The sequence below is a fragment of the Paenibacillus sp. 1001270B_150601_E10 genome (assembly GCF_015558675.1).
GTDB lineage: Bacteria > Bacillota > Bacilli > Paenibacillales > Paenibacillaceae > Paenibacillus_B.
Genome location: NZ_JADMOL010000002.1, coordinates 430042 through 442722, shown reverse-complemented (window position 1 = coordinate 442722; position 12681 = coordinate 430042). Strand labels below are relative to the sequence as shown.

Genomic DNA, 12681 nt, shown 5'->3' with positions numbered 1-12681 from the left:
AAGCCGAGTTCGTCGCTCACACTATGGTTTGAGTAATGCCGCAAATGTTGTTTCATGAATGGATGTGAAAGGATTGATTCTACATGCGCAAGATATTCATCATTCTCCTTGTTGTAGGTGTTATTGCTGGATGCGGTACTGCCAATAAGAACGCCTCTCCTAAGGCTCAAGCGAAGACACCTGGGACCATCATGCAACAAGATACAGGGGCAAGACAGCCTATTTATGATCGTGAATCGGTCAGAGCACATCTTGTTGATATTACCAAGCATGTTCCTGGAGTGCAGGGCGTGAACTGTGTGGTCTTCGGCAATACTGCGATCGTCGGTATTGATGTTGATGCACGCTTAGATCGCTCCAGAGTTGGAACCATTAAGTATTCCGTTGCTGAAGCACTCAGTAAAGATCCTTATGGCGCGAATGCCTATGTGACAGCCGACATGGACCTTAACCAGCGCCTTAAAGAAATTGGCGAGGATATGCGAAACGGACGACCGATCGGTGGATTAGCCGATGAGCTCGCTGATATCATCGGGCGAATCGTTCCACAGATCCCAAGTGACGTTAAGGATCTCCAACCCTCTAAGGACACTGGAATACCAAAGCAGCAAAGCAGCACTCAACCCCCATCTACGAAGCGTTAAATCTCTGCCTACCGATAAGGCTCCTTACTCCTCCATGGACATATGAACAAGTACCAAAGGAGCACGAAAAGCCTAGTGAGCAACTCACTAGGCTTTTTTCTGTGACTTGATATACAGCTCAATAGGAAGGTCAGATATAGCAACCTTCCCCGGCATTTCTTTAACCACTGGACCATCTGCAGTCATAACCATACGCTCGCCATAGAAGCACCGCAATGGTAGGTTGAGGCGCATCTTCATGCTATGGAAAGGATGAATAACAGCTGCAAAGGTTACAGGCATCTTGTGACCTCCTACATAAGTTCATGGTTACAATTCATTGTATTAAGACAGGACCAAAAAATTGCATGAACTTTGAGCCAAACTCTCTAGGTTGTCTCTTTTGCCTAAATCCATTTTTCAAAAAAAGCGCTATACATTACTCTCCTTCTGTCGATGAGGAGCCTGACTCTCCATCCTGATTCGTGCTATCCAGAGGCGGAGGATTCAAACTTTTCCCATCAAGTACATCTTGAATCATTTGCTTCGCTTCTTCAAGCTTATTTTCATCGACATAAATGTAAGGACTTACCCAATTGCCATCGACAGAAAGATAATGGATATTGTCACGGTCAATCATCAGATAGGTAGTCAGCACCGAACGAATCTGATCTGGTGTCATATCAACGCTGAAGTTGTCAGCAACCGCATCAATCAACGAGGTAACCTTTGTGATACCGCCGAACGATTGCATCTTGCCAACAAGTTCCTGCAGGACCGCATTCTGACGAACATTGCGATCAAAGTCAGTCGTACCCTTTGTCATTGGACTGCAATTGGACTTGCGATAGCGAACAAAGTCAAGCGTCTGTTGACCATTCAGTGTTTGCTGGCCTTTTTTCAAATTAATATTGGTACCGTCAGCTCTGTCGCGATAGCACATATCCTGATCGACATTTACATTTACGCCGCCAAGTGCATCTACGACATCAACAAAGCCCTGGAAGTTAATAACGGCAGCATGGTCGATATCAATTCCTATATATTGACCAAGCATGATCTTCATCTCATCCTCAGGCGATGCGCTATCCAGCTTCCCATTTTTCATTAAAGTATGGAAATTCGGATAGAAGTGATTGAGCTTATCAGGCCCATATCCCGGAATCTGGAAATACGTATCGCGCGGCAGGGATACGAGAACCGCTTCTTGCGAATCAGGGTGAATCGCGCCGACCATCACAACGTCTGTTCTTAACCCTGGAAGCTCCTTACGATAGTCAATCCCCATCAGTACGAAGGAAAAAGGTTCTTCCTTGACCGTTACGGTCGGTTTTTCCGTCTTTCCTCCACCCATTGTCTGAGTCACTTTTGAGATCTTGCCTAACGAATCATTTCCATACTTGATCAAGTAGCCTGCATAAGCCAAAATGCCAATCAACAAAATGAGAATAACCGTAAATAATACCTTAACCCAGGTTGCCATTCCTTTTTTCTTCTTTGGCTTGGTCTTGCGTTTACTTTGAGTGTGCCTAGCATGTCGCGGTGGGTAGTTTGCTTGATGATTCATGCGTAACCTCACTTACTCGTTATATTTCGGATTAGATTCAATATCATGCCAGAGCTGTTCAGCGCTTACGCGGTCAATTCTGACATGAGTTTGCTGTCCGTCCAGCTCATAAGTGATCGTATAAGTGTCATCTTGCTTTGAATCTTCTTTTGTTTGGATATGGGTTAGTCGATGATCCTCTGCTAGCATCGAAGTAAAAAAATGAAGCGTATCCAAAGCAGCTTGGTCATGAGGTCTTTTCTTCGCCACAATATCCATCTGCAACCAGTTAAACAATGCATCTTGAAGCTTCATTAATTCGAAACCTCCCCCAACATCATGATCCTCTTACGAATGCTGTTCCTTCTTCTTTTGCCGCGCCTCTACAAAGTAGCGAATGCGAACCATAAACATAAGTCCCACAGCTACCAGCAGGCATTGAAGAATCGGAAGCTTGTCGATTTGGAATATCAACAGCAAAAAGCAGCCGAGTGCCATGAGAACATGGACAGCGACTTCTTGTAAGATAGGCAGCTTACGTACTCGAAAGACCTTGTTGAATATGTAAAGCACACACAGAAAAATGAGTACGTAACTGACAAGCGGGTGTTCAGCCAACCAGGTTTGCATGATCTTTACACTCCTTTGAATTCAAAAGTGTGATCTCTCTAGGATGCCTGGCGACGTTAAAGGAGGGATTGCCCCTCCTTTGTCGCACCTCATGATGTCTGTTGTTAAAATGGTTTCGTTGCGATTCTAAACAGCCCTTGGATCAGGAAGCACGTAATCGTTACGCGCCTGCGTTCTTGCGATTCTTCTCAGCGCGCTCACGCTCACTCTTATTTAGAATCTTTTTGCGAAGTCGAATAGACTTCGGCGTAATTTCACAATACTCATCATCGTTCAAATATTCAAGCGCTTGTTCCATAGAGAACAGACGCGGAGTCTTCATTTTGACCGTATCATCCTTAGTGGCAGAGCGAACGTTCGTGAGCGCCTTCTCTTTACAGATGTTGACTACGATGTCATTATCACGAGTATGCTCACCCACGATCATTCCTTCATATATCTCTGTACCTGGATTCACGAACAACGTACCGCGGTCTTCTACGGACAAGATGCCGTACAGCGTGGTACTACCTGTCTCGGTGGACACAAGCACACCTTGATGGCGTCCGCCAACTTGGCTTCCCACATAAGGACCATAATGATCAAATGCGTGGTTCATAATGCCATAGCCGCGAGTCAGGGTAAGGAACTGTGTGCGATACCCGATCAGGCCGCGTGCCGGAATGATGAATTCAAGACGCACATTGCCATTGCCTTGGTTAATCATATTGACCATTTCCGCTTTGCGAGTTCCAAGGCTCTCCATAACGGCGCCCACAGAATCTTCTGGAACGTCAATCAGCAAGCGTTCCATCGGCTCGGACTTCTGTCCATCGATTTCTCGAATGATAACCTCTGGCTTCGATACTTGGAGCTCATAGCCTTCACGACGCATATTTTCAATCAGAATACTAAGGTGAAGCTCGCCGCGTCCTGATACAACGAACGCATCCGGGCTGTCCGTCTCGTCTACACGAAGTGATACATCTGTCTCAAGCTCCTTGAACAAGCGCTCGCGAATCTTGCGGGATGTAATCCACTTGCCATCGCGTCCGGCGAAAGGACTGTTGTTTACAAGGAACGTCATTTGAAGCGTCGGCTCATCGATATGGAGAACAGGAAGCGCCTCAGGCTTCGCTAAGTCTGCAATCGTTTCACCAATGTTAATATCCTTGATGCCTGCGATCGCGACGATATCCCCAGCCGCTGCCTCTTCACGCTCAATGCGCTTCAAGCCTTGGAAGCCGAACAGCTTCTCAATGCGGGCCTGCTTCACTTGACCTTCACGATTAATAACCGCCACTGGCTGTCCTTGACGAATCTTACCGCGATTGACGCGACCAATTGCAATACGACCAAGATATTCATTGTAATCAAGCAATGTGACAAGGAACTGCAGCGGTTCTTCCGGATCTTCTGTAGGAGCTGGGATATGCTCGACAATCGTTTCATAGAGTGCCTGCATGTTATCATCTTGCTTCTCTGGATCAAGACTTGAAGTCCCGTTCAAGGCAGAAGCATATACGACGGGGAATTCCAACTGCTCTTCGTTCGCATCAAGTTCGATGAATAGATCAAGCACTTCATCAATAACTTCATTTGGACGAGCATTTGGACGGTCAATTTTGTTAACAACAACGATCGGAGTCAAATTGTGTGCAAGCGCCTTACGAAGAACGAACTTCGTTTGCGGCATACAGCCTTCAAACGCATCTACAACGAGGAGTACACCGTCTACCATCTTCATAATACGTTCAACCTCACCGCCGAAGTCGGCGTGGCCTGGTGTATCCACGATATTAATCAAATGGTTTTTATACGTAATAGCTGTGTTTTTGGCAAGAATGGTAATTCCGCGTTCGCGCTCCAAATCATTGGAATCCATTACGCGCTCTTGTACCGCTTCGTTGTCACGATAGGTTCCGGACTGCTGAAGCAACTTATCGACAAGTGTTGTTTTGCCATGGTCGACGTGAGCGATAATGGCGATATTACGAATATGATCTCTCTGATGCATACAATCAATCTTTCCTTTCTTCTACTTACAAAATGAATGGAGCTCTAACCACCGGGATTGTTATCTTCGCCAAAGTCCGAATCGGTTTCCAAATACAAGGAAAACACCGACCACAATGAGGAAAATAGCAATCAGATAAACGCTTAGACTAACAAAGAGCGTAAATAGCAGCAGCACGATGCTGATTCCAGCCAGCGCAATTGCAAACATATAAACTCTTCGATCAGCATATGGATCCAGTTGACAGTAGCCAAATAATCCAAAGGCTAGTCCAAACGGAATAAACGGCCACAGGTAAGCAAACATCCCCCAGCTTATCCAATGACAGAGCATGAATAGCAATCCGTAAACCAATAAAGCACCTGCAGGCACGAAGGCTACCGCGGGCAGCATTCTAAACCGAATCAGCACAAAAAGCGCCACACCAGCTAAGAATACGAACAACGGCCACAATGTCCCTCCCAGGAAGGAGAAGAACCCCCACTTCCCAAGCAAAATAAACAAGCCAGCTGCAATAATGACGATACCAATTGCTGGTTCTCTTCTGTTCAAGCGTAGATCACCTCTTACATCCATGACAGAAATGGACAAGGATGAAAGGGCGCAACCGACGTTTTTCGCGCCCATTTTACTTTTACTAGTGTATATGATCCATTAAAAAATTACTACCTTCCACAAAAAAAACTTCCCGCTGCCACGTAACACGGCTCAAGACGGGAAGCTTCCTTATTATACAAGCATACGCGCTATCCAATTTCGTACGTTTGCTAAGAAACAAGCCAAGTCAATCTTTTACCGATGACGTGTTGCCGTCATTTGCCGCTTCATCCACATGCCAAGCAGGAGAACGAGAGCGGTCATCATCCACGGCAACGTTCCGTGCATGGACTGCCATAGATGAGGCATCCATAAAGCCAGCCTCGTGTCTCCTAGAATCATCTCGCCTGCAGTATAGCCGAGAATCCCTGCACCTGCATAAACGAGAATCGGATACTTCTTCAGCCACGTGCTAATAAGGGTGCTTCCCCATACAATAATCGGAATGCTAAGCGCGATACCGATGACAAGATAAGGAAAGTGTCCTTTTGATATTGCCGCGATCGCGAGTACGTTGTCTAGACTCATGACGACATCAGCCACAAGGATCGTGCGAATGGCACTGAACAGACTTCCCGTTGCTTCTCGTTGATTGGCAGCATGCCCACTGTCAGCGAGCAGTTGGACGGCGATGACAAACAGCATCACGCCTCCCGCCGCTTGTAGAAGCGGTATACCCATCAGCTTCATCGCAACGACCGTAAGCAGAATCCGTAGAAGAACGGCTCCAAATGCTCCCCACCACGCGGCACGCTTGCGGTCCTTTTCCTCAAGATGCTGGGTCGACATCGCAATCACAACGGCATTATCTCCGCTTAGAACCATATTGATGACCAATATCTCTGCTAATAACCAGATCGATTCCACAGCCCGTCCCTCCTCTGTTGTACAGGTGTATGACAGCAAAGGCTAAGGTATGACTATGAAATCCATCCGATTTGTTGCATGCATGAATCCAAACACGCTTGACGATTCAATTCAACATTAGAACCAATCGCCAACCTCTTGTTTCTGTGCGGATGAATTCGCGTCCGTCTCTTCTTTCGAAGAAGGCATGTCCATAAGCTCATCAATCTCTGCAGAAGATGCACTTGCATCTTGGATCAGCGCATGAGGTGATTTCTGGCCCGCGTAAAGGGTGATCATCTCCGTACGATCCACGGCGTCTTGAATCAAGTCATCAAGCTCAGGAATGCGCTCCTCAATACGCTCTACGACTCTTAGATTGGGATTGGTTGCTGGAGACTTCGCAACAAACAAGGTGCAGCAATCCTCATAAGGCAGAATCGACGTCTCAAAGGTGTCAATCTGATGGGCAATCTGAACGATTTCTTCCTTGTCCATCGTAATTAATGGACGAAGCAGCGGAAGCTCGGTTGCTCTCCCGATCACATTCATGCTGCCAAGCGTTTGGCTTGCTACTTGTCCAAGGCTGTCGCCTGTTACAATCGCCAGAGCTTTTCGCTTATCGGCAAGCATAGACGCAATGCGCAGCATGGAACGACGCATCAAGGTGATTGTAAGATGCTCTTCGCCAGCCTGGTGAAGCTTGGTCTGAACCTCGGTAAAAGGTACCATATGCACGCGTATACGACCTGCATAATTGGACAAGATCTGTGCAAGATCAATAACCTTCTGCTTTGCACGCTCGCTGGTGAATGGATAGCTGTGGAAATGAACCGCCTCTATCTCAAGCCCTCTCCGAAGAGCCTGATACCCTGCAACAGGGCTGTCTATACCTCCTGATAATAGAAGCATCGCCTTGCCATTGGAGCCAAGCGGAAAGCCTCCTGCTGTGTGAATCACTTCGTGAAACACATAGGTGCTCTCCTCACGGACTTCCACATGCAGGTTGAACATCGGTTCACGAACATTAACGGACAAGTTCGGGAAGCGCTTCAGGATTGGCGACGCTACTAGATGATTCAGTTCCTGAGAAGTGTGCGGGAACTTCTTCCATGCTCGTCTTGCCGTTACCTTAAACGTTGTTCCTGGCTTCGGGTCGTACTCCTCAACCATCTCGATTGCGGTCTGCAATACCTCATCGAAGGAGGACGGTGCGCGCTTTACAGGACTCAAAGACACAATCCCAAATACATGGCGCAGCACTTTTATCATTTGATCAAGCGGCTCGCCATTGACTTCTACGTACATGCGCCCAAATTCTTTAATAATGCGAACATTAGGAAATGGAGCCAATACCGCCTTTACATGATCATAGGCCGCTTTTTCAAATCGATGGCGGTTTCTTCCTTTTATCGTAATTTCGCCGTAGCGAAGCAATATCATATCGTATTCCATAATTACAGACACCCTTTCTTAACGAATAAGCCCCTTTAGCTCTTCTACCGTATTACGCAGCGCCGTACATATCTGTTCCATATCCTGAAGGGACATCTCCGCTGCTAGGCTGATTCGGAGCCCGCTGGAAGCCCTTGTTAGGTCGTTCGTTGCCGCCATTAGCACACGGCTTGGCTTATCAAGCTTTGACGAACAGGCAGACTGGGTCGAGAGCACAATACCCTTTCGCTCCATCGCATGCACCACGACCTCTGGCTTCATGCCAACAAATGATACATTTATAATGTGCGGAGCAGCATTTGACTCCTCTACAGGGCTATTCAGCGTGAGCTCTGGAATCGCTTGAATGCCTTCAATCAGCTTATTCCTTAATTCCCATAGCTGTTTATAGGCCGTTAGCTGTCCTTCGGCTGCAAGCCGTACCGACTTAGACAGCGCCACGATGCTTGGAACATTCATCGTCCCTGGGCGAAGCCCATTTTCTTGAGATCCGCCGTGCAATAAGGGCTTCATTGGGAATTTGCCCCTGCGTACCAAAATGCCCGCTCCCTTGGGACCTCTAATCTTATGGCCGGACAGGCTGTACAAATCCACCTTCCAGCGTTCTAAATCTATCGGAAGCTTGCCTAAGCCCTGAACACCATCCACATGGAAGATGGCGCGGCTATGATCTTTAATGATTGCCCCCAGCTCTTCAAGCGGCTGGATGCTTCCTATCTCATTATTAACATGCATAATACTTACCAAAACCGTATGTGGCCTTAATGATGCCTTAAGCTGATCCGGCTCTACAACACCTTGTGCGTTTACCGGGAGAAAGGTGACGTCTACTCCTTCTCGCTTAAGTTCTTCATAGCAGCCATATACAGAGGCATGCTCCACCTGGGATACAATGACATGCAGGCGCTTGTCCGGTGCTTGCAGCGCTCTAACAACCCCGAAGATCGCCAGATTGTTGCTTTCTGTTGCACCTGATGTAAACATGACCTCACTTGGCTTTACGCGAATCGCTTGTGCAATGATCTCGCGTGCACGCTGTACGAGCTGGTCTGCCTGTCCTCCAAATTGATGGATGGAAGACGGATTCGCATATATGCGCTCAGTAACCTCAGTCAATGTTCGGATCACCTCAGGATGAGGAGGTGTTGACGCGCTATGATCGGCATAGAGCAGGGATTGACTCATGGAATGCCCTCCTATCTTCATGATGACCTTATTATCAGCATGGCTCAAAAATAACAGAAAAAAAGATCAAAACAGTGCAGATGCTGCAGCCGTTGTTGATCCATCATTAGAATCAATATAACAGTCCTATTGTACACGTTTTTGTACTAAATCTCCATCTTTTTTGCCTGCCAATGCTTATGTAGAAAAAGAGCGCAAATGACATCTGCCTCATCCGCGCTCATATCCCTTTGCTATAACAGAATGATGCCAACCATAAAAGCAACGAGTCCAAGGACGGCACCTGTCATTCCTGCCAAGCGGCTTCCTTGTAAATATGCATACAGTCCAAACGCAATACTCGTTACCCCCATGACAATTGGAAAATAAAAAAAGGAAACGACGGCAAAGATAACCGCTACAATGCCGATGATCCTCGCAAAGCCTGTAACGGGGGTATCTTCATCTACAGCCAAGCGATCAATGACCGGAGTAACTGGGGCAACAAACTCCTGGGCAATCTCTTCGTTAAAGTCTTGTTCAGGGTGCTGACGGACCCTGACACGCTTTACTCGTCGATCGCGGAATCGGTAATCATGCTTCATATTTGATCACACTCTCAGCAGCCACTGTTGCTTTTCGGTTTAAAGGTTTGACAGCAGGTCACAGACGAGGTTGATGCACAGTCTTGATGAGAGCCGCCCAACTCGTCAGCATACTCTTCTAGCCAACTGCTTGCATGAGCATCAATATCAATGGCTATGGCCTCTGCACGGCACTTATTGCCCTCGCCCCAAAAATGACAATTCGACACACTGCATTTCACGTTCGTATCCTTTGTCATATTATCACCTCCACTAAGAGGTTCTCCTGAATGACCTTCCTCTACTCAAGACAACTGATTCCAAACCCAAAACAGCAAAAAGAGCCGCCAACATAGGCAGCTCTCTACATACGAATATCGCTATCGTTCAATTAGCTTGCATGATTTTTATTTGGTGCCCTGCATCTTGCGCTGGGTCAAATAATCGCTTTCATAATAAGAAAGCTCATCACGCAGCTCTTCAAAGATTTTGTTGATGTCCAGGATAATGTCTCGCACCGAACGAATCGGTTTCATCCGAAAACGAATCGCGTCCTGCCCTGTATAGGCATAGCGTCCGTCCTCCGAATAGCACTCATTTTTGGGATAAAAGTAAGCATTCACAACCTGATGATACACATCGTACAAAGCACGTTCTGCAAAGTCAGCATCAAACTTGGCTCTGCGCAGCGTAACCCCTAATTTCTCATAGCTTACTTCTGAGAACACAAGCAGATGACGAAGATCACTTAAGAATCCTTTATAGAAGCTTACCGTTTCTTCCTCGTTAACGTCTTGAACGAGCTCCGGCAGCGTGTGAGCATTAAGGAATAATTCCAATTTTTCATTCACATATTTCAGTTTCTCTCTTGAGACTTCACAAAGCTGCTTCGCATTGGATGCTGGCATGTCTGCTCCCCCTTAAACGGTCCTAAAAAATGTTCAATAAACGTTTATGTAGCGCTAAGTCAGAATGATTGCTCGACAACACCATCCTACCACAATTTTATAGGAAAGGGTACTCCTTTCCACCCAAACTTTCCCTAATTTATACACCTGCATAATCTGTATCTCTTCGTTTAAACCTACACATTAAGTAATGGTTTACGCCCCTTGTAAACAAATTGAAGAATCGATGGAGGGATACGCAATGCGTCGAGGAACCGTCGTTGGCCTAACTGCCTTAGGAATTGCCTTTTTAGCTGTTCCCCTGCTTTGGAATGGATCAGGCCAGCACAATCAGCAAACGAAGCTTCAAAGCGCTTCGGCTGAACGCTATTCCAAGCAGCACATTTTGCAGCAAGACGTCAACATCACAAGAAAGCTTTCGCAGCACGATGCATCCAATGATGTTCAAAATTCATTAGCTAAATGGTCGAATCTTAACACGCAGCAGTTGACAGCCAAGATCCAGTCCTTTGTTGCAGCGCATCCTCATGTTGAATATATGTATTGGATCAATCAGCCCAAAAAGCAAGCCATTGTAAGCGGCAGCATTCCGCATAAGGACAAGCCAGAGGTTTACAAACAGCTCACGACCTATATTCGTGCAGCAGAACGCCATATTCGTCAAGGACAGGAATACCGCTCGCCCAACCTTGGAATCAATGGCAAGCAGCATGTCGTGCTGGGCATTCCTAAGAAGGACAGCGCTGGAACACAAGGACTTGTTACTTTAGTCAACCATGAAGTCGTTGATCATATCCGCAATCATCAGCTTCGGAATCTGAGGATGGTTCCCTATCCTCGCGAGCAAAAATTCCAGGTAAAATCTGTTGACACCAATTCCATGCAAGATATTACAGTTAAAAATGGTGAGGACAATCAAGGGACGAGCCATTATTACAAAGATGAGCTTGTTGTCCGGTTCAGCACGCATCCTACTGAGCAGCAAATGAATCAAATCAAGCAGGATATCTCCTGCAGTCATGTGCGAAAGACAGGATACACCTACATTTTCAAGTCAAAAAATATGGGAATGGAGCAGTTAAGACAATACTTTTCCAAGTATAAGCCTATGTATATGGAGCCGCATTATCTGTACATGACCAATGATGTGAAGCGGCCTGACGGTACGCCTACCAGCTTGAATGCCCGTACGATACGTCCAATGGCAGATACGGCGAACAACGAGCCTAATGACGTGTTTTACAAGCCGTATCAATGGAATCTACCCTTGATTAAAGCCAATCAAGGCTGGACCCTGACTAAGGGAAGCGGCGATGTCGTAATTGCTGTAGTGGATACCGGTGTAGATACATCACATTGGGATTTAAAGTCCAAGCTTCTTAAAGGATACAATGTGATCGATACGAACGCTGCTCCTAAAGACGATGTGGGCCACGGCACGCATGTTGCAGGCATTATTGGGGCAGAAGTCAACAATCTTGAAGGCATCGCAGGCATGACATGGAACAATCCGATTCTCCCTGTAAAGGTGCTGGACAGCACAGGTGCGGGAACCTCCTACTCTGTCGCAGAGGGCGTGATCTGGGCGACCGATCAAGGGGCGAAGGTTATTAACTTAAGTCTTGGCAACTATGCAGATGGGGCCTTTCTCCATGACGCCATCAAGTACGCCTATGACAGAGATGTCGTGTTGGTAGCGGCTACAGGGAATGACAATACAAGCCAGCCAGGCTATCCTGCAGCTTACCCTGAGGTGTTCGCCGTGTCTGCTACCAATCAGGATAACACAAAGGCCTCTTATTCCAACTATGGGGATTATGTCGATGTTGTCGCGCCAGGAACATCCATTGCCAGCACTTACCCCGATAATCAGTACGCTGCTCTATCAGGCACTTCCATGGCGGGTCCTCATGTGAGCGCGTTAGCGGGACTAATCCGTTCGATCAACCCATCGCTCAAAAATACGGAAGTATATGATATTATGCGTCAAAGCGCAACCGATCTGGGAGGCAACGGAAAGGATAACGTGTTTGGATACGGAGAGATCGATGTAGAGCGAGCACTCAGCATGGCCTCGCAACGTGAAAGTTCCTTGTCTATGTATCCGCAAAATGTAGATCGCGAACTGTCTGGCATCGTGTCAAAATTCCTAGATCAGATTGGAAACCGTACAAGATAACGAAGCCCGCTACATCGTTTTATCCAAATATGCTCTAACACAATAAACGGTAATACCCTAATATTATTGATGATATCAGTTAAACGTAATATAGGCATGCAAAAAGGGGTGCGCTGATCGTCCTAAGACGTCAAGGCACCCCTTGTGTTTGTA

14 protein-coding genes are annotated in these 12681 nt (G+C 46.7%); 2 read left to right on the top strand and 12 right to left on the bottom strand.

The genetic code is table 11. The features are described from left to right. Positions 1-83 precede the first annotated feature (83 nt). The gene (locus I2H74_RS06930) at positions 84-644 is read left to right on the top strand and encodes a YhcN/YlaJ family sporulation lipoprotein (RefSeq protein ID WP_195572738.1); all 561 of its coding nucleotides are present in this window, start codon (positions 84-86) and stop codon (positions 642-644) included. Between the two features lie 87 nt (positions 645-731). Here the strand turns inward: I2H74_RS06930 and I2H74_RS06925 are convergent, their stop codons facing one another. From I2H74_RS06925 to I2H74_RS06870, 12 genes are all read right to left on the bottom strand, one after another. Beyond that, on the bottom strand, positions 732-926 hold the full coding sequence (locus I2H74_RS06925) for a hypothetical protein (protein ID WP_195572736.1): 195 nt from the start codon (positions 924-926) through the stop codon (positions 732-734). 136 nt (positions 927-1062) lie between these two features. Continuing rightward, complete coding sequence (locus I2H74_RS06920; RefSeq protein ID WP_195572734.1) at positions 1063-2190, bottom strand: LCP family protein; 1128 nt, start codon at positions 2188-2190, stop codon at positions 1063-1065. Between the two features lie 12 nt (positions 2191-2202). Next, positions 2203-2484 (bottom strand): hypothetical protein, encoded by a 282-nt coding sequence (locus I2H74_RS06915; RefSeq protein WP_195572732.1) that lies wholly within the window; start codon positions 2482-2484, stop codon positions 2203-2205. Positions 2485-2517: 33 nt separating this feature from the next. Continuing rightward, positions 2518-2799, bottom strand: a complete 282-nt coding sequence (locus I2H74_RS06910; protein ID WP_195572730.1) for a YlaH-like family protein — start codon at positions 2797-2799, stop codon at positions 2518-2520. Positions 2800-2959: 160 nt separating this feature from the next. Continuing rightward, positions 2960-4795: a translational GTPase TypA gene (typA, locus tag I2H74_RS06905; RefSeq protein WP_195572728.1), complete on the bottom strand. Its 1836-nt coding sequence runs from the start codon at positions 4793-4795 to the stop codon at positions 2960-2962. Positions 4796-4855: 60 nt separating this feature from the next. Further along, entirely contained in the window at positions 4856-5347 is a 492-nt protein-coding gene (locus tag I2H74_RS06900) for a glutamate synthase (protein WP_229106435.1), read from the bottom strand. Positions 5348-5587: 240 nt separating this feature from the next. Then, positions 5588-6259, bottom strand: coding sequence for a TerC family protein (locus I2H74_RS06895; RefSeq protein ID WP_195572724.1), 672 nt, complete (start codon positions 6257-6259; stop codon positions 5588-5590). A gap of 117 nt (positions 6260-6376) precedes the next feature. Further along, complete coding sequence (gene thiI, locus I2H74_RS06890) at positions 6377-7693, bottom strand: tRNA uracil 4-sulfurtransferase ThiI (protein ID WP_195572722.1); 1317 nt, start codon at positions 7691-7693, stop codon at positions 6377-6379. 18 nt (positions 7694-7711) lie between these two features. Continuing rightward, entirely contained in the window at positions 7712-8878 is a 1167-nt protein-coding gene (locus I2H74_RS06885) for a cysteine desulfurase family protein (RefSeq protein ID WP_195572720.1), read from the bottom strand. Positions 8879-9111: 233 nt separating this feature from the next. Further along, the gene (locus I2H74_RS06880; RefSeq protein WP_195572719.1) at positions 9112-9462 is read right to left on the bottom strand and encodes a hypothetical protein; all 351 of its coding nucleotides are present in this window, start codon (positions 9460-9462) and stop codon (positions 9112-9114) included. Between the two features lie 14 nt (positions 9463-9476). Continuing rightward, positions 9477-9701 (bottom strand): DUF1540 domain-containing protein, encoded by a 225-nt coding sequence (locus I2H74_RS06875; RefSeq protein ID WP_195572718.1) that lies wholly within the window; start codon positions 9699-9701, stop codon positions 9477-9479. A gap of 147 nt (positions 9702-9848) precedes the next feature. After that, positions 9849-10349, bottom strand: coding sequence for a YpuI family protein (locus I2H74_RS06870; protein WP_195572717.1), 501 nt, complete (start codon positions 10347-10349; stop codon positions 9849-9851). A gap of 241 nt (positions 10350-10590) precedes the next feature. Between I2H74_RS06870 and I2H74_RS06865 the strand changes: the two genes are divergently transcribed. Beyond that, positions 10591-12528, top strand: coding sequence for a S8 family peptidase (locus tag I2H74_RS06865; RefSeq protein WP_195572716.1), 1938 nt, complete (start codon positions 10591-10593; stop codon positions 12526-12528). Positions 12529-12681: the final 153 nt, after the last annotated feature.